This window comes from Acidianus brierleyi, from assembly GCF_003201835.2.
GTDB lineage: Archaea > Thermoproteota > Thermoprotei_A > Sulfolobales > Sulfolobaceae > Aramenus > Aramenus brierleyi.
This window is the reverse complement of sequence record NZ_CP029289.2, coordinates 542,056-565,127: the sequence shown is the minus strand read 5'-3', so window position 1 is coordinate 565,127 and position 23,072 is coordinate 542,056. Positions and strand designations below refer to the sequence as shown.

Genomic DNA, 23,072 nt, shown 5'->3' with positions numbered 1-23,072 from the left:
GTGGTCCCGAATCGATGGTGGGAACGATGAGATGGGAACCCTCACCCTTCCAAGATGAGGAGGAGTCAGCGATATCACAAGTCCTAAATCTGAAACTCCGCCAAAACATCCCTAATACCCCACCTTTTCATACTTATGAATAGTTTTTCTTGGAGATTGGAGTTTGTCATGGTTGCAAAGGCTCTGAGTGTGTGTAAAGAGGTTTGGAGCAATTTGATGTTAGTTATGGGGGAAATAGGTACGTTAGTCTCTTATGTCTTGAGCATAATTCTAGTGCTTATCTAGTTATACTCGAGAGGGGAGACAACATTCTTGGTCAGAGGAGGGGCATGAGTGTTCAAGGGGCTGTTGATTTGGCTACACCGCCAGAATCCCTATCAGCGAAGACCATGTCCAGTCTTAGTCTCTCGTTGTCCAACTCGTCCTTAAGGACTTGCATTATCTTCTCGAAGTCATCAGCAGCTTTTTCCCTTCTTGGTGAAAGGGTCCCATACGACTGGAGCACAAAACGGATGACAAGCAATGAAATTAGGCTCCAAAAAATTAAACATATCATCTCCTTCGTATAAGATTCTATACTTTGGTTCTATTAATGTATTATCTATACTTTCCATTTTTGATCCCCTGACTAGTTTTTACACTTAAACTTCTTTTTTTTCTTAACTCTCCTAATACCTTAAAAATTATTAAATATTGGCGTACTAATTATATCTAAGAATATTGAAGATTTTTAGTCTTCTATTCCACTTAAATAAACATTTATAAATAATTTGTAATGATAAATACTAGGATTACGTTTCTACAATATTTATTATTTTTTCTTCAGATCTTAAAAGTTAGTATGGAATCTTTTTTTCACATAAAAGACTATGAGTACCCTTGTTTCCATAACACATTCTTTCTAGACTCTTGATCACCTTTCTTGCTTCCTCAGTTTTGGTGTAATTTAAGGCTCTTCTCCCTCCTTACACAGTTTTGTCAAGTAATTTCCTCCTTTGAATAGGATCCTTAGCAGTTGTTTGAGTTCGTCAAGGAAAATATTTGAGCTAAAGATAAAATTAATGGGGGAATTACCTAAACCTCTTGACTTTATTCATCCCGTGGCTTTAGTCCGTCTCATATAATTAGGTACTGCTTCCCTTATACAAACGTTTCTACCAAAAATCCCATTCTTTAGACTTCTTATGTATTTTCTTATGTGAAAAAAAGATTCCATACTAACTTTTAAGATCTGAAGAAAAAATAATAAATATTGTAGAAACGTAATCCTAGTATTTATCATTACAAATTATTTATAAATGTTTATTTAAGTGGAATAGAAGACTAAAAATCTTCAATATTCTTAGATATAATTAGTACGCCAATATTTAATAATTTTTAAGGTATTAGGAGAGTTAAGAAAAAAAAGAAGTTTAAGTGTAAAAACTAGTCAGGGGATCAAAAATGGAAAGTATAGATAATACATTAATAGAACCAAAGTATAGAATCTTATACGAAGGAGATGATATGTTTAATTTTTTGGAGCCTAATTTCTGTTTCGGCTGTGGAAATTTTTGTAATCCAATTTGTTTTGGAGGAGGAGGAGGATGTTTTACTGATGATTTAGTTTTAATAACGCCTAACGGGCCTAGGAAATTTAGGGAATTGAAAGTAGGAGACTTAATACTGACGCCAGATGGATATAAGCCAATAGAGGAGATTTATTATGAAGGTGTACAAAGGATATACATATATAAGGGTTTAAAATTATCGCCTACACAGCCCATAGTGCTGTCTAATGGTAATCTGCAAAGTTTAGCTTTAGCAAAAGATGTAGGTGTAGAAACAAGCATATATGAACATACATGGGATTTAAAAGTAGAAGGAACATTATTTTATGCGTTAGGCGAGAATGATGAAAAGATAATATTAGTAGATCTGCCCAAGAAATGCAGTTTTTAGCTGATGAAAAGATAATATTAGTAGATCTGCCCAAGAAAATAGCAATGATTTAAAAGGATGTGGTTTTCTATGAAAAGATATTATTTATCTCCTTTTTTAATTTATTTTAATAACAACGACAGTATTATTTTATTTAATCAGATAAATCATGCTATAATAGAAGTTAATAAAGATTTATGGAATAAATTGTTAGAATATATTAATAATGCTAACGTAAGACTGGCTGATCAAGAACTAATTGAACTAATAAATGATCTGCAGAGATTAAATATATTATTTGATTATGATATAAATAGGTATAAGCATAATATCATAGAATTCAGATTTAATACATTAACCAATTATAACGGAATGGAAATTTGGTTTGCAATTTCTGGTAAATGTAATTTTGTTTGCCCTTATTGTTATCAAACATATAGAAAGGACGGAGAGGTAATAAATGATAAAAGAGCTGATAAATTTATAAATTTTGTTAAGAAATACGTTGATCAAAATAATATACGTAAAATACATTTGGTTTATTATGGAGGTGAACCATTATTGGCCTTTAATGAAATAATAAAAATTCATAATGAATTAGTTAATATAAAACTTAATAAAAATATCTCTTTGGAAGAAGTAATCATAACCAATGGTAGCCTTCTCACTGAGGATAAAATAGAGAAGCTAGTGGAATTATCAGATTCTAGTCCTATAGGAATTCAAATTACGATAGATGGTATGAAAGAAGTTATGGATAAGAGAAGACCCTTAGCAGGGGGAGGTAGCAGTTTTGATTTAGTTTATAATAATTTTATTAAATTAGTAGAGAAATATCCATTTGATATATCCTTAAGATCTAATATAAATTATGATAATATTGAATCAGTAAGAAAATTATTATTGAAGATTAAAGAGGATTTGGGTGATTTAGTCGATAAAGTAGTCTTTTCCCCTCATTGGATATATGAGACTCAAGAAGTTTATATGAAGAATGAATATTATTTACCAGAAGTTTCACAGACTGAGGCTATGGAATTAATAAAACTTGAGTTGTTTGCTCAAGAATTGGGCTTTAAGACCAGTCCAGCATATCTTCATGGCCCTTGTACTTACGTAGCTAAACATGGTTATGCAATTGATGAATTCTTAAGGGTTTACAAATGTCCCGGGTATCTTTATACTCCGAAGTATTTTGGAATTATAACTGATGATGGAGGCATTAAAATAACTAACTCTCAGTATTTAATAGAGGCTTTTGGAGAAATAAGGAAATGCTACCTTAATTGTCAAGTAGGGGCATTATGCTATGGTGGTTGTAGGGCAATGAAACATTGCCCCAAAGACGAAATACTAACTTATGTTAATACAGACCTTGGTAAAAAGGTACTATTAACACATTTTCTAAAGAATTATGGTGATGATAATGGACGAGGTAAGAAAGTTAATAATATTTAAATTTTTATTAATAGTTGCTGAGAATTCTCTAGGTTATTTCTTTTTGTGGCATCTTCTTGGGATAATAGGTCTGGTACTAACATATACGTTATTCAGTATAACTAATTACATATTTCCACACATACAACTGTTTGAATCCCCTTTAATTGATAAATATAAAGATATTGTCAAATTACTGAAAATAGGTTACGTACTAGACATAATTACTATTATCTCGCTTTACCCTATATTTTTATACTTAGTCAAATTAAAGTTACTTTTCTTCACCGTGTTGCTCATAGGTATTCCATTTAGCAGTATCATAAAAGCTCTTGAGTCAACTGCACTTGATAAACTATTTAAAATTCTTATGACTGATTACCAGAGGGGAATTTATTTAGTTAGAAAATATGAAATCGTAGCCTTGGCTACAGGTCAAATTTTAGGAACTTTATTACTCGCTCTAAGCTTATTCAAAAACCTAACGTTAATCGTGATCATTACATTAATCGGCCTAGCGTTTTTGTTAAGCGTTAGGAGAGTAGATAATGAGGTGGCTCAACAGTCATATATAAGCACTTTTAAGGTAGGGTTTTTAAATATAATAAAAAATAATGTATTAAAAACAATTTTAATATTCAATATAATTTATTCCTTACCGGGATCCTTAATAAACTTGTTTATCGTATATCTAGTTTACTACGCTTTACATCTACCGCCCGTATTTATAGGCTTATGGAGCATTATTTTCATTATCGGTAGCTTAGTTGGTAACAAATTAGGCTACAAATTTAGCATAAATAGCAAAGCCTGGATGACGTTCTTATTTGTGCTTTCAGACGTCTCAGATATTTCTTTAGTATTTTTCACTAACGAGCAATTATTACCGATAATTTATGTTATTCTATTTCTATCAAGTATAGCCGGTTCTTTCGCAAATTATTATTTTTCTTACTTAATGTATAGTTCGATCCCAGAGGAAACTTTCGCGACATCTTCCTCTATAATGGGCTCAATTTCCTCGGTATTTGACGCTGTCTTTACCATCATAAGTTCATTAATAATTTCTCTGATATCATATTTCTGGTCCGTATTAATAGCCGTAATTATCTTTGTTGTTCTAGATATATTATTAGTGTCATCAATATTTAAGTTGAAGAAAATCGATCATTAAAAAACTAGGAACAAATTTGTTCAACAGGGAAATATATGACTTTTTTAATATATAAGACTGTAGATATTTTAGTTTCTACATCAGCTAAAGAATAAAAGAAGAGAATCACAACAAAACAAAGGATATACGTAGATATCTTGGCCTGTCAGACTATAACACGAGCAGGGAGCTCATTAATCTTTAACCTTGAACTAACTGAAAAATGGTTAAAAGAAGGGATACCTTTCGAGCTACCGACTTCTGAAGACTTATTAAGGGAAAGGGAATGAAATATTATATCGATAGCAGTATTATAATAGCTCTAATTAACGAGAAAGATCCGAACCACGAAAAAGCTATTGCAAAATCTCCCAAAGACGGAGAAAAGGTAATAAGCAAGCTTGTAGTTACTGAACTTTATTCTGTCTTTTCACGAACTCTTAAACTCTCAGAAGAAGAGCTTAATGCCCTCGTAGATTATGCTCTAGAGAAATGCGGTTGTAAAGTAGAGGATGTAGAATTCAATAGAGTATTCGACCTTGCCTTGAGGATGAGTAACAGAGTGAAATTAAAGACATTAGACCTCCTTCACCTTTCAGCGAGTATCAGCATGGGATGTGAAATATTAAGCCGTTGACAGCAGTTTCCGATAAACCGTAAAGTTTATATTATTTCATCATAAATTTTTATATAATGCTAAGACCCAAGGAAGTGTGCCAACGCCTAGGAATATCCTATGCAACACTCAGAGAATATGTTAAGAAAGGGTACATAAAACCCGTGATACTAGAAACTGGAAAGTGGAGGTTCAAGGAAGAAGACGTCGAAAGACTGGTGGGGATTGTTAGAAAGAGGAAAGTGATACTTTACGCAAGAGTATCATCAAACACACAGAAAGACGACTTGATAAACCAAGTAAAATACCTAGAGGAGAACGTTAAGGACTACGACCAAGTAATAACAGACATTGGATCTGGATTAAACATGAAGAGAAAAGGATTCCTCAAATTACTAAGAATGATACTAAACAACGAAGTATCGAAAGTTGTCATAGCCTACCCAGACAGGCTTGTAAGGTTTGGCTTCGAGATAATTGAAGAAGTATGCAAAGCACACAACTGTGAACTCGTGGTATTAAATAAGGAGGACAAAACACCAGAACAAGAACTAATAGAAGATTTGATCTCTATACTGGTATCATTTAGCGGAAAGTTGTATGGTATGAGGAGTCATGAGAAGGTGAAGAAATGTGTCGAAGAGCTTAAGGCTTAAATCATTCCAACCAGAGGAGGAATACGTTTACCTAACTTACTCCCTAAAGAACGATAAGAAGGAGGAAAGCAAGATATTACTAGAGAACTACAGAGTCCTAATGCAGAAAGCTCTAGACTGGTTATGGGAGAGGACTAAGATAGAGAAAAAAGAAACGAAGAAAGGCAAGAAAGTCAAAATAACCCTGCCTAAGAAAAAGGAAGTGTACAAGGTATTAAGAGACGAACTTGAGAAGATTAACAATCTAGCTTCCCATTACGTTGACAAGGCAATAAATGACGCTTACTCAATATTGAGGGGTTGGAAGAGGAGGGTTGAGAAGGGAAAAGCATCGCTAAGGAAACCTAGATTGAAGAAGGTTTACGTTAGGGTTAAGTCTACTCTTAGGAAAGTTGAGGGCGAAGAAGTTAGGATTACTGTAAGGCCGTATGAGTATATTACCTTCTCTTGGTCTCACAAATGGTTTTCAAGGAGGGTTGAAGGACTTGAGTTAGGTGAGCCCATAATTAAGGAGGACAAAGTATACCTACCATTCCGTTATAAATTACCTTGGTTTACTCCCCTAGATTTCCTAGCAATTGATAGTAATCTTTACACATTGGACGCTTATGATGGGGAGAAGTTTGTTACATTTTCCTTGAAGGAGTTGTATAGTCTAAAATTCGGTATGGAGTTGAAGAGGAGTAAAATACAGTCTTTTGCTTCAAAGCACGGTAAGAAGGGGAAGGTGTTGTTGAGGAAGTATTCTCATAGGGAGAGGAATCGCGTGCTGGATTATGTTCACAAGTTTGTGAACAAGTTGCTGGAGATGTATCCTGTGACAATGTTTGCTGTTGAAAAATTGAATAAGCAGTCAATGTTCCAAGACGCTGATGACAAGCTGTCTAAGAGGATTTCAAGGACTGTGTGGAGGACAATTCACAGTGTCTTAAAGTATAAGGCACCACTTTACGGTTCTTTCGTTAAGGAGGTGAACCCACACCTTACATCTAAGTCCTGCCCCAGATGTGGATGGGTTTCCCGAAAGGTCGGCAGGACTTTTCATTGCGTAAGGTGTGGGTTCACTCTGGATAGGCAATTGAACGCATCATTGAATATTTACCTCAAGATGTGCGGGTTTCCCCACCTCTTTTTTACTCCCACTGGGAGTAGGTGGGTTGGGGTTATCCCGCTAAAGGGGCGGAGGGGTATGAACGGGGCAATGCCCCGTGACTCTGGTGAAGTCCAAGGGCTGAGGATTGATATTAAATATTATGAAATCCTATGAAGCCCAAACCCCTTGATAAGGAAATAATAGAAGCTAAGAAATTGGTATAAGAGCTTACGCCGAGTTTTATGAGTGCGATAGTGTCGTCATTAGGGTATAAATTTATTAAACGTTGATTCTATATATAAAGAATTAACAATAAATTCGAATATTATATAAAGTCTAAAAATTATAGAAATATAAATAAGCAAGTGACGACACTATCGACACATTCACTAGATAGATGGAAGGCCTCTTCATATATAAACCGCTTGAAAGAACACTTTAATGACGATAAGCTGATATCGTCTATGGCTTTCTTAATTGCGTCATCAAAAGGGGATAATTTGGAGGTGTTCTCCCAGATGTTGACGGTATAGTATATACAGACAAGTTAGAGGACGTTAAAGGAGAGTGTGATAGTTACGTTAATTTGTTTTCCAATTATGACGCGACTGTTATAAAGAGTGCAAGTAGAAAGCTGTGGTATTATTACGTAAATAAACCAGTGGAATTCACCGCTGAGGAAAAACAGCTTTTATCCAGGCTGGGTATTAAGCTCTACTAATATGAATGTCAAATTCTTTTTGGAAATATTCGAGAGAGTGTCCCAAGTGCAAATAATTGAATAAATCTATGTAAAGGTTTATAGATAATAATTCAAAAGATATCGTGAATTACTGAGAAATTTTGAATTTTCGCTTGAAGCAAAAAGTCGCGTAATACTTAAAGGGAACCGGGACGATGTAGTACCGATTCACATGAAACATTGGATAGAATACTACAACGGCCCGGTCCCCTATGAACATTTATCAGCAAGGCATAAAACACTTGTGAAAATGAACTACATGCTGATCACGTCTGAAGTGCTGTCGCGTCTCTCTGACCTCTTCATATTGAGAGCGTTAATAGTTATGATTGTGTGGACGTGCTCCTACAGGGACGTGCGGAGCTACTACGAGTCAGACGTGGTGGTAAGGTGGTTCCTAGGCGAGTACAAGTCTAAGTCGGAGATCCATAGGAGGGCAAAGAAATTTAGGGGAGAGGTAAAGACTCTGTTCAAGGAGTACGCCAAGGAGTTGGAGGGGAAGATGAGTAGACTTGCTGACTACTTACCTAGCAGTGCGTTATACGGAAAGGTTGGAAAGCTGTGGATCGTGGATTCCTTCCTAATCGAGGTACCCTTCGGGAAGAGGAACAAGGAAACATTGAAGAAGAAGTTTGAGCTAGACCTAAGGCAGAGGAAGTACAGGGAGGCGGCTAACACGCTCTTCCTTTACATTAAGTGCAAAGTGAGGAGGTTCAAGGGAGAGTTTACAAAGAAGAGGAACAGGAGTTCGGCTTCAAGGTCTTCAACCTCATGTCGCCTACAATGATAGTTCACGAGATTCAAGTGGAACTGGCCAATTTTCCGGACAATAAGGTTGGCTTCTCTCGCAGCGGTTATAAGGTAGTGGATAGGGGCTTCGTGGGGAAGTCCTCGAGCTGGTTGATAGGTTTCTCTAGTTTCAGGAGTGGAGTTCTTTGGGATCTTCTTGAGGAGGTATTGGGGGCCTTACGCTACTGAAAAGGGTATGGTCGAGTTCTTTGTCTACGTTATCGCGTTGATTTACAACTCCTACATCTACACTTCTGTGTTATCGCGTGTTCTGGAGAGTCAACTCGCCCACTAACTTGTACCGCGAGAGTTGATCAAGGTAGTGTGGACTATGTTGGAAATTCTGTTTTTCTCTATACTTGATTATTTTCCATTACAATATAAGCTTAATCTCTCGTTATACTGAAAGATATAATTATATTTTATTCTTGATTAATTATAAAATTGTTTTTCTATCATACTATATTTATTCAATTATTTGCGCTTGGGACACTCTCTAGAGTCAAATACTCCAGTACCTATAAATCCCTTCCCAAGCTTCACAAAAAGATATTGATCCTCAGTAGGTATTTGAGCGCCCATGTAAAAAGCTATAGAATTTTTACTATATTTCTTTATATTTCTCCTAATATATGTGGAGAGTACACTTAAAGCATTGTCCAAATCAATTTCCTTACCGTCCAATGTAGGGTTAATAAGCCTTTTAGATTTCAGAGTGTCAGGAAGCAAAGCAGCCTTAATACACATCATTCCTTTATTAGTTATATATTTAGTAGGAGTTATCCTATCTTTTTCAAACTCTACTCCGCAACCAATTCCACAATAAGGGCAAATTGTTTTCATTTAGCTTTAATGTTTTATTAGTTAGATTTAAGAATTTTGCTCATAAAAATAAAAAATGATTAATCTTCATTATAATTATAATTAAAAAGATCTTTCTTTTTCCCTCTTTACGCTCCTCTATTAGATAATTTAGACTCACGTTAAAAACCATTCATGGGTATCTCATAATTATAAAAACTGAAAACCATGCTTAAAAGATTGTGAGACTTACCTTTTAGTGCATGTGGAGAAAGCCTACGTTGTGGATCGCTTCAGAATTATACAAAAATTTTTAAGTAATTATGCAGAGTATTACTCATGGAAAAGAAGAACACTAGGGATTGGAGCAAGTACGATGAGAACGTAGTAACAAGATATAAGCTAATGTTCCCCTTCTACGTCTTCGAACACTGGTGGGAATTACTCCAGGAAGAGAACAGGTACGCTAAGACCAAGTACAAGGCACCAAAGGAGTTCAACGACTAGCATTCCTACACTTATTCTTACCCTACAGAGTAGAAGGAGTACTAAGCGCACTAGCAGAAATGAAGATAATCCCAACAAGCCTAGATTAACAATATGGGAAAGGGTAAGAAACATGAATATTAATTTCCCTGAAGCGAGTGACGAACTTGAAGTAGATGACGGTACTGGAATAAGCACAACAAGGGGAGGACAATAGTAGCAAAGTGGGGCAAAAGGAGGGATTCAAAATTCCTTAAGATTGAAGTAGTTATGGAGAAGGGCGAGTTCAAGATAGTAAGCGCTGAGGTGACGAGTAATGAGGCCGAATCTGCTTCAAATACTGTAAAGGACTTGAAGGAAAAGGGTAAGGAAGTTAAGAGGTTCTATGGCGATAAGGCTTATGATACTAACGAGATTTATAATCTTGGTGTTGATGTTGTTGTTCCTCCTAGGAAAGACGCTTTAGGCGTGGTCATCCTGCTAGGCGTAAGGCTGTGCGCGAGTTCAAGAAGTTGGGTTATGAACGTTGGCGGGATGAGAAGGGTTAGTTAAGGTGGTTGGTTGAATCCTTGTTCTCAGCGGTTAAGCATTTGGTGAGTCTGTTAGGGCTACGAGTTTTGCTGGTCAAGTTGTTGAGGCTAAGCTAGTTTGGCTTATGCTTGGATGATGTACATGGCCAACCTTGTTGTTGGTCGAGCTAAGGGCTTTGAGGTCAAGAAGTAGTATAGTAAATTATTTAGGAGAGATATTATTTTCTATAGAAAACATATTTTTACTGTATCATCCTATTGAAATATATTGAACGAACCCACAAAGCAGGATGAAAGAATAAAATATGTTATATATTTAACAATGGATGAAATAATACTTCCTTTTATAGGAGAACAAGAAATGGACACTTTGTCATTTGATATCTTAACAGAATATAAGAAAAGAATTTCAGCGCCATATTTAGTCAATAATAAATAAAAATCCTTCTGAAATTCAAATATTAAAAAATATATTATCTTTTATATTTATCAAATAATTTTGTTAATAATAAATATAATGGTATTGACATAAGAAATCCGCTCATCCACGACATTTTGTAAATGTATATTGAAAAAGGTATAGGTATATGTAACTGTGTTGAGAATATAATCGGAAATATTATAATCAATGTGAGTATAGCACTAATATTAAACCCTTTATAAAATGTATATTCTCCCTTTCTAACGAATACATCGTGTAAGTTTATTTTGAATTTCCGCAAAATTGCGTAATCTGCTACTATAATTCCAGCTATAGGACCTAATAGACCAGATATGAACGCTATCCAAGTGTCAAAGTATGTATATGCTCCCTTAAGATACAAGGACCAAGCGCCTACTGCTATACCAAGTATAGATACTATTATAACTCCTCTTATCCATGAAAGTTTTGAAGGAAAAGTATTAATTAAATCGTATACTGGAGGAACTACATTGCTAAAAATATTGGTATTAAGCATTGTAAAAGCATAGGCTATAAGTATAGGGATAGCAAAGAGATAAGTAGTAAATTTTACTACGAGGAGAGTTGGATCATAAGTAACGCTTCCAGTTATTTCTTTTGAAATCCCTGCCATTATTGCTCCATAACCTACCACTGTAGTATAAAATATAGGTAAACCAATTTGACCTACAATCATAATGCTTAAAGGATTTCCCAAATCTCATTAGATCTGGCCAACTTATAACTTGAGTAGCGTGGATATTGGAATTTAAAAATAGAAGAAGTAAAAGAAATTCTGATATGTTTATAGGAGCAGGTGAAGAGTAAATAACCTTATATAACGCTGAAGGATATAGGCTTACAAAATAAATAAAAACCATAGTCAATGCTATTAATGAAACAAATGGCATTATATATCCTAGAATTTTTAGAGAAGGAGAACCCAAGATAGGTTTAGCGAATACCAGGATTAAGATCTGTAATATTATAACTATTGCAAAAGAGGTCCAGAACAGTATAGGGAATTTGCTAACTAGTATAAATGGAGTTAATGCTTTATACGAACTCAATATTGCGGCTTTCCCTTCTATCTCTAAGAATAAGCCAACTATAGCCTCATTAATCAAAAACGTCTGTACGCCAAAAAAGCCTATAGCTACAAAGAATCTAATCCATGAAGGTATGTAAGTTCCGTTTGTCCCTACACTTTCATTTCATTCATTTTATGTTCATTCATGATCAAGCGTAGGGACTTAGCCCTCAACCACCTACCAGGCTTAATGATAGGTGGGTCATGGGACTCCTTCGAGCCCAACTGCACGGGGCTCACATCTCCAGCCCTCCTCCTTAGATTATACAGTGAGACAACATCCCTATGCCACAACTCTCTCCCTTTCTCACAAACACCAACCCTTGGGGCAGTGCCCCCATCGGGTTGGTAAACAATCTTTGTCTCGTGAACTGGGCATATAGTAGAAGTGTGAGACGGGTTAACCAAAATCACTGGAACTCCAAACTCCCTAGCCTTCTCAATGATAGTATTCTTCATTGAGGAAAATGCTGATCTATAAATCCTCAACCTAAGCTGAGAGTCTTTCATATTCTTAACCATATGCTCTGGAACTCTCTTTGGCAAGTCCTCCAAGATTATGGCACTCCTACTTTCGTAAGCTTCTTTAACGATTAGCTTTGCTAACTTCCTCCTAACATCAGCCTTTTTATCCCTCTCTCTCAAGTTCCTCAACTTCCTCTTAACTTCTCTATCCTTAGTTGACCTACCAGTAGTTATTGACTTCCTTTTATACTCATAGCCCAGAGTAATCCTCTTAGTGTTTGTTTCAAGCAATACGGGTTTACTATTGATAAGTACAGAGACTGAATTCTCGTTGAGATCAACTGGGATAAAACCTTTAGGCTCGTAAGGTTTAGGCTCGTCCTTCTTAAAAACTATGAAGAATTCTACCACGTTCCCCTTCAACAATTTAAACCTAGCCTCACTCGCAATTAACCAGCCCTTGTTATAATACTCCCAGAAAATCTTAGGGAAGATTGGAGAAATGAAAACCCTACCCTTCTTGGTAGAAATTGAAATCCTGTCAAGGTTGAACTTCAACAGGTGATCATCTAGGTGGACAGTGACTCTCCTCACAGACGGTTTCTCAGTATAAGTCCTACCTCTCTTCCTCAACTTCTCGAAGCTATCTAGCCTCTCGCTAGCGTCCTCACAAGCGGTGTAAATGTAGTGTGAAGGTAAGTCCTTATGCTTCTCCCTTTCGGTCTTATAAATTCCAGCTTTAATCCTAGTGAAGGAAGTAGTTTTGTTTAACAGCCCATAATTTAATGCATCCTCTAGAACCTCTCTGTACTCCTCCTCAACTTCCTTAAGTGCTGAGTAGGTAGTGTAGTCAACCTTAACCCTTAACTTCACTGTCCTCTCCATTTAGCTCACCTATCAACTTTTTTACACCCTGAACTAGGACTGTCTTCTTGTGACTCCTCATTCCGTAAATTTTCCCAGCGAATGACGTAATAATGGAAATCAGATCTTCAATTAGTTCTCGTGTAGCATCCTTAGATTCTTCTCCGAAAACAACCTCAATTCTAACTCCCATTGTTGAAAAGAATTCCTCAAGGTATTCAAACCCGAAACGCGTTATCCTATCCTTGTAGGTTATAAGAACGACGTCAATACTTCTTCCCTCAACTAGTTTGAATAGCGTGAGTAACCCTTTCCTTTGAGTGTTCAACCCGCTTGCAATATCTTTTAACACTTCAACTACTTTGTAACCCTTTGCTGTTGCATAGTTCGTCAAGTAGTTTATTTGTATCTCCAAGTCCTCTTTCTGGTCTGCTGATGAAACTCTTGCGTAAATTACTGCTCTTATTTCTTCCCTCCTCTCTAAGTACTTTTTAATCTCACTGTAAGGAATCCTATACTTTCCTCCTTCAGTTGTTACTACCCTTATTTTATCCTCCCTAATCCACCTTAACAAGGTTGAGTATGAAATACCGAGCAGTTGGCAAGCCTCCTTAGGCCTCAGTAACCTCTCCACGAAATTAGTTGATGATAAATGAACATAAAAAGATCTCTATTATTATGAAAAAGATTCAGCCCAATTTTTTACTTTAGGATCTACTGGAGCAATATCTTGGTTCCATAATCTATTATCCGTTTTTGACATTTTGATCTCTCCTTAGTTCATCCTTAAATTATTTTATTAAATCTAAAATCTTATTCTTATCCCAGTGTTCAGCATCGGTAATATCTAATCCTATACCAATTGTCTTAGGTATTTTAAGACCAGATTTTTCTATCTCTTCCATTAATACTTCCATGAAAATTCCAGGTTTATTTATCATTTCAGCATTCCACGCATCTTCATCCCTTAAAGTAGGAGGACCTCCTCATTTCTTACTAGTTGGAGATAAATTAACTCCACAAGAAGGGCTTCCATCAACGCCTATTAGCAAAACGTCATAACCTTCCTTTTCATACTCCTTTAGCATAGTTATTATAGGTTTTGTTAACATTCTACAATGTTCCCTATAACCTTCAGTATCGTACTGATCTCTTACTTGCCACCATCTTCTAGCGCCTGCAAAAAGGGTCTCAGGACAAGGCAATTGAAGAATCCCATAGTCGTATTCATATAGTAAATCAACTATTTCTTTAATAATTCCCCTATATTTTGCAAATCCTATAACCTTAGAGTTTTGATTTAAAATACAATTAGATATTATAGCTACCTTTTTAGATCTAAAGTCTTTCATTCTCACTTCACCTTAAAAATTTTCAACGTGTCCTCAGAGAAGTACCCATGAGTTAAGGATCCCTTTAATTCTGGTTGATACTTTGGTATAACCCAATATTTCATTAATGGTAAATATATTGCACCAGAGAGTAAGAAGGATAGTACCCACGCATTGCCTAATGCTATACTTTCCCCTGGATATGGTAAATAAATTATTGCTGAAACTATTAAGAAAGTTATTGCTGCAGCTGGATTTATTCCTTTCCAATATTTAAATCTTCCATTACTTAAAAATATGTCAACTAAATCAAATTTAAATCTTCTAATTATAGCATAGTCAAATATTATTACTCCCTCAACACTACCTAAAAGTCCACCATAAGTTAGTAACCAATTCTCTATATAGCTATATGCATTGCCATAATAGCTCCACGCTCCTAATGCTAATCCTATTAATATTAATATTAATGAACCTTTAAACCAACTTAAATGTTTAGGAAAAGTATTTGCTATGTCATAAGCAGGACCTACAGCGTTAGCAAAGACATTTACTAGAAATGTTGCCAATATAAACGCAAATAATATTAGAATACTAGCAGAAGAGGACATATGTAATGTCACTAGGACAATTGGATCCCATATTGGCGCTCCATAAAGTTTTAGTGCAGCTGCAGTGGTCATAGTACCCATTATAGCTACTATTAGCATTAATATTGGCATAGGAATTTGTCCTATAGTTTGCGAGAATTGATTTTTTGCTAATCTAGTATAATCTGGCATAGTTAACGCCATTGTTGCCCAATAAGCTATATTTGCATTAAGGAAAGCTAATATTGAGAGCATTGAAGCAGATGACGTAGAAGATAAAGTAAATATATCAACTGACCAACCAACTTTACTCATGAAATATAACCATACTGCAAAAAAGGATACTAATATTATTGGGCCTCCAATTCTTGCAAGCCATTTTAATAGTGGTTGAGATTTCATTATAGGAGAATAGTAGAAAACTAATATCTGTAATAAAATGACTATAGCGAAAGTTCCCCAAAATACTTGAGGAAAATCTTTACTTAAAATAAAAGGATAATCTGCATAATGACTTACAGTATAGGCTACTACGCTTACTTTTCCGGATAATATAGCGTATATTGCAGTAGCTGCTTCAGTAATAATGTAACTTTCAATTCCCCACCAACCTGCTCCTATTATAGCCCTTATCCAACTAGGAAATATTGCACCGTAAGTTCCCCACCTAGATCTGGTTAATTGAGGCTCTGCTAAACCATATCTTGCTCCACCGTGAGATTGAATAATCATGGGAATAAGAACTATCAAATTCCCTAAGAATACCATTGATATCGATTGAATAATATTTAATCCGAATACTAAACCTACGCTAGCTAGTGTCCAACTAGGAATTATAAAAACCATTGAGACCCATATCATAAAATATGTAAGTGAACCCCAGTTTCTATTTTTAACAGGAATTGGGTGTACATCTGCGTTCCATAAAAATTTCTCGTTAGGAAAAGTTTCTGTAAGTTCTACTTGTCCTTTTTCTGGATAAAATTTTGTTATGGACGACCTATCTATTGTTTTTTCTGCCATTTAGAGTCACATCATTATGGGAGTTTTGCCTGGTATATATTTACCGCTTCCTTTTTTACCTATTACTTGACCTTCTTCGTAAACTATTTCTCCTCTTCTCATAGTCATTACGTTCCATCCTTCTACCTCTACACCGTCATATATTGTATAGTCAATATTACTGTGAAGGACATCAGGGGAAATTCTCACTTTCTTTTCTGGATCTATGATTGCAAAATCTGCATCAGAGCCAGGCATAATTGTACCTTTCTGCGGATATAATCCAAATAACTTAGCAGGATTTAAAGACGTTACTTCTATGAATCTCTCCATAGATATAATTCCCTTTTTAACTCCAAAATAGTAAAGTAAAGGCAGTATTGTCTCAGTACCTGGAACGCCATTAGGTATTTCATTAAATGGTGGAACCTTTTCCATATGACGTTTCTTTTGTAAGTCTGAGTATACGCAATGATCGCTACCAATTGTAAAGATGTCACCTGATGCTAATCTATACCATAGCTTTGTTCTCTGCTCATCGCTTCTTAATGGTGGGCTCATAACATACCTAAACGCATCGGGTCTTTTCAACATCTCAGTATTTAATGTCAAATAATGTGGCGTAGTTTCGTTAAAGAATTTATATCCCATCTTTCTATAGTTAGATATTATATCAACAGCCTCTCCCGTAGATGTATGAACAATATACATTTTAACATCTTTACCTACTAAACTCGCAATAGAAGCTATTCTATTAGTTGCCTCAATTTCTAATATGTCTGGTCTAGAATAATAATGATATATAGGCTCGACTTTACCTTCTTTAAGAAATTCCTGAATTAGTTCATTTATTATTTCGCCATTTTCTGCATGTATTCCAGTTACTCCTCCGAAATCACTTATCTTTTTTATCAATTTGTATAAATCTCCATCTGGAAGCATTAATTCATTCTTATATGCCATAAATAGCTTAAAACTTACTACTCCTTTATTTATTACACTAGGTATTTGTTCCAAGACGTTTGAGTTTATCTCTCGAATTATCATATGGAGCCCATAGTCGGATACAACTTTAGGGTCAGCATTTCCCCTCCATTTTTCGTAAGCAGAAATTAAATCTTGACCATGTGAAGGAGTAACGAAATCAACTATAGTAGTTACACCGCCAGCAATAGAAGCTTTAGTCCCATAATAGAAATCGTCTGCAGTTATCTCGCTCATAAACGGGAATTCCATGTGAGTATGTCCATCTATTAAACCTGGGATAACATATTTTCCACTTAAATCAATGGTCTTTATATATTGTTCTTGTATATCTCCAATCTTAACTATTTTTCCATCTTTTATTCCAATATCTCCTTCTATAGGACCTGAAGAAGTGAATATCTTAGCGTTTTTTAATACTATGTCTAGGCTCATAAGTTCTTTAGTCCTAATATATTTATAAGAAATTTCCATTTTAATATTAAAAACTTTTTAACGCCTAAAGAAATTCTTTTTATAAAATTTCCAAAGTTTATATCTAAAAGTTATCAAGAGTGAAACAGTTTCTGTATTGAATATTTTGGAAAATATTTAATGTAAAATGGATCTATACTTAAATATAGTTCAATTACAAGCTTTTCTATGAAAGATATATCCGTAAATTTTGGTGATGTCTCTTTCCCTAATCCATTTTTTGTAGGTTCTGGACCGACATCAGGAAATCCAATAAAAATCATATCAGCGTATAGAGCAGGATGGGGAGGAATAGTCCTAAAAACAATTGGAGATTCGATAGTAAGGAAGTCTGTAAGGCCTATGTATGGAACAATGAGAAGAAATAAGGAACTTATAGCATTTGAAAATTTAGAGTTAATAACTGAAGATCAATTAGATACATGGGATAAATATATGAAAATAATTAAGTCAGAAGTAAAAATTCCTATAATAGCTAGTATAATGGGTGGCTCAGATTTTTCTGAATGGGTAAAACTAGCTAGATGGGCTGAAGATAGAGGGGCTTCTATGCTAGAGCTTAATTTTGGATGTCCGCACGGAGAACCAGAAAGGAAAACTGGAGCATTCATAGGTCAACATCCCGATTTGGTTTATAAGTATACAAAAGAGGTAGTATCTTCGGTTGGAATACCAATTGTAGTAAAATTAACGCCTAATGTTACTGAAATTAAAGATATAGCAAAAGAGGCAGAAAATGCAGGTGCTAAAGCGGTAACTGCAATAAATACTGTTAGTGGAGTTATAGGTGTTGACATAGAAAGAGGACAACCATTACCAGATATTAATGGATATTCTGGATATGGAGGAATATCTGGACCTGCTATAAAGCCTATAGGACTAGCTGCGGTGTCCAAGATCTTCTCATCCACATCTGTAGAAATAAGTGGAGTTGGCGGTATATTTGACTGGAAAGATGCTGTAGAATATATGATGATGGGAGCTAAAACCGTACAGTCAGTAACATACACTATGATTAGAGGTTTCGAGTTTATAGAAGAATGGAAAAAAGAACTTTACTCTTTCATGGAAAGAAAAGGTTATTCTAACCTAGAAGATATGATAGGTATAGCTTCTAAAAAAATGCGTGAATATGAATTTTTGGAAAAAGTAACTAAGAGGAGAACTAATATAGATGAAGAAATAAACGTAGTCAGAGGTGAGATATATGGTTAAAGTAGCTATGATACAAATGGGCAGTATAGAATCAAAAGAAGCTAATATAAAGAAAGCCTTAGATTATGCAAAAAGTGCTGTCAAAGACGGCGCAGAATTGATAGTATATAACGAGTTATTTACCACTCAATATTTTGCTGCAACAGAAGACCCAAAATTTTTTGATTTAGCAGAACCAGACGATGGACCTACAGTAAGAACCTTTTATGAATTTTCTAAGCAATATAAGGTAGGTATGGTTATTACGTTCTTTGAAGAGGACAAAAAAATAAGGGGAATTTATTACGATACATCAGTATTTATAAAAGATGGAAATATTTTGGGAAAATATAGAAAAACACATTTACCTCAAGTTCCTGGATACTATGAGAAATTCTATTTTAAAGCAGGGAAAGATTATCCTGTTTTCAATTTTGGAGACTACAAAGTTGGAGGAATAATATGTTATGATAGACATTTCCCTGAAGGCGTAAGAATTCTGACATTAAAAGGTGCGGATATAGTAACTATTCCTACAACAACTAATTTTTACCCAGAAACATGGGAATTAGAATTGAGGGCACATGCAGCGTTTAATACCATATATGTAGTTGGAGTAAATAGAACACCAGAAGTATTTCAAGGAAAAGAAATTGAGTATTTTGGAAAAAGTTTAGTTGCAGACCCTGTAGGTAAAATAGTTAAAGAAATGGATAGTATAGAAGGCTATGAAATAGTTGATATAGATTTGAATTATATAAGAGAAAGAAGGAAAAAAGCTCCCTTCTTAAGGGATAGAAAACCTGAAAATTACGAAGAAATATCATCGATATATATTGAAAGCTTGTAAATGCTTTGTGGGTTCGTTCAATATATTTCAATAGGATGATACAGTAAAAATATGTTTTCTATAGAAAATAATATCTCTCCTAAATAATTTACTATACTACTTCTTGACCTCAAAGCCCTTAGCTCGACCAACAACAAGGTTGGCCATGTACATCATCCAAGCATAAGCCAAACTAGCTTAGCCTCAACAACTTGACCAGCAAAACTCGTAGCCCTAACAGACTCACCAAATGCTTAACCGCTGAGAACAAGGATTCAACCAACCACCTTAACTAACCCTTCTCATCCCGCCAACGTACATAACCCAACTTCTTGAACTCGCGCACAGCCTTACGCCTAGCAGGATGACCACGCCTAAAGCGTCTTTCCTAGGAGGAACAACAACATCAACACCAAGATTATAAATCTCGTTAGTATCATAAGCCTTATCGCCATAGAACCTCTTAACTTCCTTACCCTTTTCCTTCAAGTCCTTTACAGTATTTGAAGCAGATTCGGCCTCATTACTCGTCACCTCAGCGCTTACTATCTTGAACTCGCCCTTCTCCATAACTACTTCAATCTTAAGGAATTTTGAATCCCTCCTTTTGCCCCACTTTGCTACTATTGTCCTCCTCTTGTTGTGCTTATTCCAGTACCATCAGCTATTACTTCAAGTTCGTCACTCGCTTCAGGGAAATTAATGTTCATGTTTCTTACCCTTTCCCATATTGTTGAATAATCTAGGCTTGTTGGGATTATCTTCATTTCTGCTAGTGCGCTTAATACTCCTTCTATTGCTCTGTAGGGTAAGAATAAGTGTAGGAATGCTAGGAAGTCGTTGAACTCCTTTGGTGCCTTGTACTTGGTCTTAGCGTACCTGTTCTCTTCCTGGAGTAATTCCCACCAGTGTTCGAAGACGTAGAAGGGGAACATTAGCTTATATCTTGTTAACACGTTCTCATCGTACTTGCTCCAATCCCTAGTGTTCTTCTTTTCCATGGGTAATACTCTGCATAATTACTTAAAAATTTTTGTATAATTCTGAAGCGATCCACAACGTAGCTTGTAAAAAGTGATTTATTATGGAAGACGATGAAAGGAAAAGTGAAGAAATCTCTTCAGGAATTCCAGAGCTTGGCAAAATAGGTAAAGAAATAGAAACTATTGGCGTTTTACCTGTTCCAGAAAGAATGAGAAAAATATCTTCTATAGATATTTTTATTTTTTGGGCAATGGCTAGTGCTTCTGCTGCAACGCCTTTAGCGGGATATTTATTATTTGGAGTTGGAATACCTAATTTTCTTATAATAGTTTCTCTAGCTACTTTAATTGGAATAATTCCTGCAGGTCTCTTCTCTGAAATAGGAAGACAAAAACCAATAGTTTCCCTTACACAAGCTAGAGGCACTTTCGGTTATTATCCAGCAAATATGTTATCTCTCCTCTACACTTTTGTCAACATGGGTTGGTTCGGTTTAAATCTTGCTGTAGGAGCGGAAATACTTTCTTCTGTTAGCGGATTATCATTAGCTTTTTGGTCAATAGTTCTTGGAATTTTACAAATAGTTCTAGTAATATTTGGTGCTAAATGGTTAAACTATTTCTATAGATTTACTTCACCGATTCTAGTAATAAGTTACGCTATCTTAGCTTACTATTTATTCTCATACTATCATCCGAATATTTCAGCTATGATGTCACCGTCTACTACAGTAAATTGGGGATTATCAATTAATCTTATTCTAACTTTCTCTATTCTATCATGGGCTTATAAGATAACTACCATAACCAGATTTGCTAAACCATACAATAAATTTTCCTTATCTTATTTCGTTTCTCCTGGAATAGGGATAATGCTTCCAGTTTTCTTGATGGGATTATTAGGATATATTTCTCAAGGCGCGACTGGAAATTGGAACTTAGCAGCAGTTTATAGAAATGGAGATCCAATATGGGTTCTAGTAGCAGCTATAGGAGCGTCTATAGCAATAATTCATACTAATTCAATGAACTTATATCCTGCAGTGGCTGATCTATTAGTCTCAATGGAAACGTTTATGAAAAAAGCTAAATCATATATGATTTCTCAACCATTAGCTTCAATATTATTAGGAACAGTATCAATAATCCTTGCAATACTTGGGATATTAAACTATATTGAAAACTTCCTTTTGCTAGTTGGAGACCTAATATTGCCTTTTACTTTTATATTGATAGTTGATTGGTACGTAAATCTAAGAAATAATAGTGTTAGTTCCTTCTATTATAATAATGGAATTAAACTAAAAGCTATTATAGCTCTTATTATAGGTTTTATGCTAAATTACTATAACTTTTATGGAATTTTAAGTGAATACTTTCCATACCAGGTTCTTGGAAGCCTAATAGATTCAGGCATATACTATGCTTTACAAAAAATACATTTCTAATATATTATCTCACTCAGTCTTTTTATTCCTTCAACTATTTCTTTTTCATTAGGATAACTATAGCTCAGCCTTATGGTATTATATCCAGACATGTCGTGATAAAAGTATTTTCCAGGTAGATACGCAACATTATTATTTATTGCTTTTTCTAATAACTTCTCGGTATCAATGTCTTTTAGCCATAAGAAGAAAAACATTCCACCGGTAGGAGAAATAAACTCTATTTTATCTCCCAGATTTTTCATAATTTCATTTTTCATAATTTCGCTTTTTAATCTGTATATATTTCTAGCATTTATTATATTTCTATCTATAACTCCTGACCTTATAGCTTCAGCTGTTAATAGTTGATTTATTGTTGGAGAATGAGCGTTAATATTTTGCTTTAATGCCTCTATTTTTTCTATAACCTTTTCATTAGCTATAATCCATCCAATTCTAAGGCCAGAAGAGAATATCTTACTCATACTTCCAACGTAAATTACTCTATCTTCGTCATCTAGAGATTTCATTGATGGAACATAATTATCAAAGAGAAGAAAACCATATGTATCGTCTTCAATGATTGTTGTATTATTTTCGTGTGCTAGTTCTATTATCTTCTTACGTTCTTTTAGGCTTAGTGTGTAGCCTGAAGGATTTTGAGCTGATGGTACAGTATAAAGTAGCTTAGCATTACTTTCTCTTAAGCTATCCATTTCGTAACCATTATTTGTAATATTTATCCCTTTAAAATTAGGATTTAGGGTTCTAAGAGTTTCTAAGGCTGATATATACGTTGGATTCTCTACTGCTACACTATCTCCTGGATTTATAAAAATAGAGAAAAGCATGTAAAGTGCCTCTTGACTTCCGACTGTTATGCAAATATTGTTTTCATTAACTCCGTATATTCCTCTATTCTTCACAAGTTCTATAATTTGATCTTTTAATTCTTTTATACCGCAAGTTATGCTATATTGGAACGCTGTAACAGAGTATTCTTTTATGACTTGATTTAGAATCTCTTCTATTTCGTTTACTGGAACAGTTCTAGGATCTGGTAACCCATTTACAAAGTTTATTATATTAGGCTTTTTTGAGATAATTTTAAAATAACGTAATAATTCTGATAATCTTAAATTATCTGCGTATTTTGAAAACATGTTGTACA

At 34.9% G+C, this 23,072-nt stretch carries 21 protein-coding genes and 3 pseudogenes; 12 read left to right on the top strand and 12 right to left on the bottom strand.

Annotated elements, in window-relative coordinates; translation table 11 throughout:
- Positions 1 to 455: 455 nt before the first annotated feature.
- Entirely contained in the window at positions 456 to 614 is a 159-nt protein-coding gene (locus tag DFR85_RS18770) for a hypothetical protein (protein WP_162582589.1), read from the bottom strand.
- A gap of 829 nt (positions 615 to 1,443) precedes the next feature.
- On the opposite strand from DFR85_RS18770, the gene DFR85_RS18765 reads away from it, so the two are divergent.
- From DFR85_RS18765 to DFR85_RS18725, 7 genes and pseudogenes are all read left to right on the top strand, one after another.
- On the top strand, positions 1,444 to 1,941 hold the full coding sequence (locus DFR85_RS18765; protein WP_110269612.1) for a hypothetical protein: 498 nt from the start codon (positions 1,444 to 1,446) through the stop codon (positions 1,939 to 1,941).
- A gap of 69 nt (positions 1,942 to 2,010) precedes the next feature.
- Positions 2,011 to 3,378, top strand: coding sequence for a radical SAM protein (locus DFR85_RS18760; protein ID WP_162582587.1), 1,368 nt, complete (start codon positions 2,011 to 2,013; stop codon positions 3,376 to 3,378).
- Positions 3,347 to 4,531, top strand: a complete 1,185-nt coding sequence (locus DFR85_RS18755; RefSeq protein ID WP_162582585.1) for an MFS transporter — start codon at positions 3,347 to 3,349, stop codon at positions 4,529 to 4,531. The genes DFR85_RS18760 and DFR85_RS18755 overlap by 32 nt, the downstream gene beginning before the upstream one ends.
- A 265-nt stretch (positions 4,532 to 4,796) precedes the next feature.
- Positions 4,797 to 5,147 (top strand): type II toxin-antitoxin system VapC family toxin, encoded by a 351-nt coding sequence (locus tag DFR85_RS18745; RefSeq protein ID WP_110269609.1) that lies wholly within the window; start codon positions 4,797 to 4,799, stop codon positions 5,145 to 5,147.
- A gap of 56 nt (positions 5,148 to 5,203) precedes the next feature.
- A complete protein-coding gene (locus DFR85_RS18740; RefSeq protein WP_110269608.1) occupies positions 5,204 to 5,782 on the top strand; it encodes an IS607 family transposase in 579 nt (192 codons plus the stop codon).
- Positions 5,760 to 7,049, top strand: coding sequence for an RNA-guided endonuclease InsQ/TnpB family protein (locus tag DFR85_RS18735; protein WP_110269607.1), 1,290 nt, complete (start codon positions 5,760 to 5,762; stop codon positions 7,047 to 7,049). Before DFR85_RS18740 ends, DFR85_RS18735 begins: the two co-directional genes overlap by 23 nt.
- 740 nt (positions 7,050 to 7,789) lie before the next feature.
- Positions 7,790 to 8,701 (top strand): annotated as a pseudogene (locus DFR85_RS18725) (IS5/IS1182 family transposase).
- A 179-nt stretch (positions 8,702 to 8,880) separates the two neighbouring features.
- Here the strand turns inward: DFR85_RS18725 and DFR85_RS18720 are convergent.
- Positions 8,881 to 9,249, bottom strand: coding sequence for a molybdopterin-binding domain-containing protein (locus DFR85_RS18720; RefSeq protein ID WP_110269606.1), 369 nt, complete (start codon positions 9,247 to 9,249; stop codon positions 8,881 to 8,883).
- Between the two features lie 297 nt (positions 9,250 to 9,546).
- Between DFR85_RS18720 and DFR85_RS18715 the strand changes: the two are divergent.
- A pseudogene (locus tag DFR85_RS18715) lies at positions 9,547 to 10,416 on the top strand (transposase).
- A 75-nt stretch (positions 10,417 to 10,491) separates the two neighbouring features.
- Positions 10,492 to 10,662 carry a hypothetical protein gene (locus DFR85_RS18710; protein WP_162582583.1) on the top strand — a complete coding sequence of 57 codons (171 nt, stop codon included), beginning with the start codon at positions 10,492 to 10,494 and terminating at the stop codon, positions 10,660 to 10,662.
- 34 nt (positions 10,663 to 10,696) lie between these two features.
- Here the strand turns inward: DFR85_RS18710 and DFR85_RS18705 are convergent, their stop codons facing one another.
- The 8 genes from DFR85_RS18705 to hydA all read right to left on the bottom strand — a co-directional run bounded on the left by DFR85_RS18705 (position 10,697) and on the right by hydA (position 17,426).
- Positions 10,697 to 11,362: a cytosine permease gene (locus tag DFR85_RS18705; protein ID WP_162582582.1), complete on the bottom strand. Its 666-nt coding sequence runs from the start codon at positions 11,360 to 11,362 to the stop codon at positions 10,697 to 10,699.
- A complete protein-coding gene (locus tag DFR85_RS18700; RefSeq protein ID WP_162582580.1) occupies positions 11,256 to 11,792 on the bottom strand; it encodes a hypothetical protein in 537 nt (178 codons plus the stop codon). The genes DFR85_RS18705 and DFR85_RS18700 overlap by 107 nt, the downstream gene beginning before the upstream one ends.
- 74 nt (positions 11,793 to 11,866) lie before the next feature.
- Positions 11,867 to 13,105, bottom strand: coding sequence for an RNA-guided endonuclease InsQ/TnpB family protein (locus DFR85_RS18695; protein ID WP_210433933.1), 1,239 nt, complete (start codon positions 13,103 to 13,105; stop codon positions 11,867 to 11,869).
- Positions 13,077 to 13,718, bottom strand: a complete 642-nt coding sequence (locus DFR85_RS18690; RefSeq protein WP_110269603.1) for an IS607 family transposase — start codon at positions 13,716 to 13,718, stop codon at positions 13,077 to 13,079. The genes DFR85_RS18695 and DFR85_RS18690 overlap by 29 nt, the downstream gene beginning before the upstream one ends.
- 157 nt (positions 13,719 to 13,875) lie before the next feature.
- Positions 13,876 to 14,025, bottom strand: a complete 150-nt coding sequence (locus tag DFR85_RS18685) for a hypothetical protein (protein WP_162582578.1) — start codon at positions 14,023 to 14,025, stop codon at positions 13,876 to 13,878.
- Positions 14,026 to 14,070: 45 nt separating this feature from the next.
- Positions 14,071 to 14,436 carry a CD3072 family TudS-related putative desulfidase gene (locus DFR85_RS18680; protein ID WP_110269602.1) on the bottom strand — a complete coding sequence of 122 codons (366 nt, stop codon included), beginning with the start codon at positions 14,434 to 14,436 and terminating at the stop codon, positions 14,071 to 14,073.
- Positions 14,437 to 14,438: 2 nt separating this feature from the next.
- Positions 14,439 to 16,028 (bottom strand): cytosine permease, encoded by a 1,590-nt coding sequence (locus tag DFR85_RS18675; protein WP_110269601.1) that lies wholly within the window; start codon positions 16,026 to 16,028, stop codon positions 14,439 to 14,441.
- 6 nt (positions 16,029 to 16,034) lie between these two features.
- A complete protein-coding gene (gene hydA, locus DFR85_RS18670; RefSeq protein ID WP_162582576.1) occupies positions 16,035 to 17,426 on the bottom strand; it encodes a dihydropyrimidinase in 1,392 nt (463 codons plus the stop codon).
- A 207-nt stretch (positions 17,427 to 17,633) separates the two neighbouring features.
- Between hydA and preA the strand changes: the two genes are divergently transcribed.
- Together preA and DFR85_RS18660 are read left to right on the top strand one after the other, a co-directional pair.
- Positions 17,634 to 18,680: an NAD-dependent dihydropyrimidine dehydrogenase subunit PreA gene (preA, locus tag DFR85_RS18665; RefSeq protein ID WP_110269599.1), complete on the top strand. Its 1,047-nt coding sequence runs from the start codon at positions 17,634 to 17,636 to the stop codon at positions 18,678 to 18,680.
- The gene (locus DFR85_RS18660) at positions 18,673 to 19,509 is read left to right on the top strand and encodes a carbon-nitrogen hydrolase family protein (RefSeq protein ID WP_110269598.1); all 837 of its coding nucleotides are present in this window, start codon (positions 18,673 to 18,675) and stop codon (positions 19,507 to 19,509) included. The genes preA and DFR85_RS18660 overlap by 8 nt, the downstream gene beginning before the upstream one ends.
- 96 nt (positions 19,510 to 19,605) lie before the next feature.
- Here the strand turns inward: DFR85_RS18660 and DFR85_RS18655 are convergent.
- Positions 19,606 to 20,489, bottom strand: a pseudogene (locus tag DFR85_RS18655) (transposase).
- An 83-nt stretch (positions 20,490 to 20,572) separates the two neighbouring features.
- Here DFR85_RS18655 and DFR85_RS18650 point away from each other — a divergent pair.
- Complete coding sequence (locus DFR85_RS18650; protein ID WP_110269597.1) at positions 20,573 to 21,919, top strand: purine-cytosine permease family protein; 1,347 nt, start codon at positions 20,573 to 20,575, stop codon at positions 21,917 to 21,919.
- On the opposite strand, the gene DFR85_RS18645 is transcribed toward DFR85_RS18650, so the two are convergent.
- A complete protein-coding gene (locus tag DFR85_RS18645; RefSeq protein WP_110269596.1) occupies positions 21,916 to 23,064 on the bottom strand; it encodes an aminotransferase-like domain-containing protein in 1,149 nt (382 codons plus the stop codon). The two genes, DFR85_RS18650 and DFR85_RS18645, sit on opposite strands and share 4 nt — an antisense overlap.
- Positions 23,065 to 23,072 lie beyond the last annotated feature (8 nt).

Coding starts and splice junctions, on each gene's coding strand:
- DFR85_RS18770 (WP_162582589.1), bottom strand. CDS start 614: ATGGAAAGTATAGATAATACATTAATAGAACCAAAGTATAGAATCTTA.
- DFR85_RS18765 (WP_110269612.1), top strand. CDS start 1,444: ATGGAAAGTATAGATAATACATTAATAGAACCAAAGTATAGAATCTTA.
- DFR85_RS18760 (WP_162582587.1), top strand. CDS start 2,011: ATGAAAAGATATTATTTATCTCCTTTTTTAATTTATTTTAATAACAAC.
- DFR85_RS18755 (WP_162582585.1), top strand. CDS start 3,347: ATGGACGAGGTAAGAAAGTTAATAATATTTAAATTTTTATTAATAGTT.
- DFR85_RS18745 (WP_110269609.1), top strand. CDS start 4,797: ATGAAATATTATATCGATAGCAGTATTATAATAGCTCTAATTAACGAG.
- DFR85_RS18740 (WP_110269608.1), top strand. CDS start 5,204: ATGCTAAGACCCAAGGAAGTGTGCCAACGCCTAGGAATATCCTATGCA.
- DFR85_RS18720 (WP_110269606.1), bottom strand. CDS start 9,249: ATGAAAACAATTTGCCCTTATTGTGGAATTGGTTGCGGAGTAGAGTTT.
- DFR85_RS18705 (WP_162582582.1), bottom strand. CDS start 11,362: ATGATTGTAGGTCAAATTGGTTTACCTATATTTTATACTACAGTGGTA.
- DFR85_RS18695 (WP_210433933.1), bottom strand. CDS start 13,105: ATGGAGAGGACAGTGAAGTTAAGGGTTAAGGTTGACTACACTACCTAC.
- DFR85_RS18685 (WP_162582578.1), bottom strand. CDS start 14,025: ATGATAAATAAACCTGGAATTTTCATGGAAGTATTAATGGAAGAGATA.
- DFR85_RS18680 (WP_110269602.1), bottom strand. CDS start 14,436: ATGAAAGACTTTAGATCTAAAAAGGTAGCTATAATATCTAATTGTATT.
- DFR85_RS18675 (WP_110269601.1), bottom strand. CDS start 16,028: ATGGCAGAAAAAACAATAGATAGGTCGTCCATAACAAAATTTTATCCA.
- hydA (WP_162582576.1), bottom strand. CDS start 17,426: ATGAGCCTAGACATAGTATTAAAAAACGCTAAGATATTCACTTCTTCA.
- preA (WP_110269599.1), top strand. CDS start 17,634: ATGAAAGATATATCCGTAAATTTTGGTGATGTCTCTTTCCCTAATCCA.
- DFR85_RS18660 (WP_110269598.1), top strand. CDS start 18,673: ATGGTTAAAGTAGCTATGATACAAATGGGCAGTATAGAATCAAAAGAA.
- DFR85_RS18650 (WP_110269597.1), top strand. CDS start 20,573: ATGGAAGACGATGAAAGGAAAAGTGAAGAAATCTCTTCAGGAATTCCA.
- DFR85_RS18645 (WP_110269596.1), bottom strand. CDS start 23,064: ATGTTTTCAAAATACGCAGATAATTTAAGATTATCAGAATTATTACGT.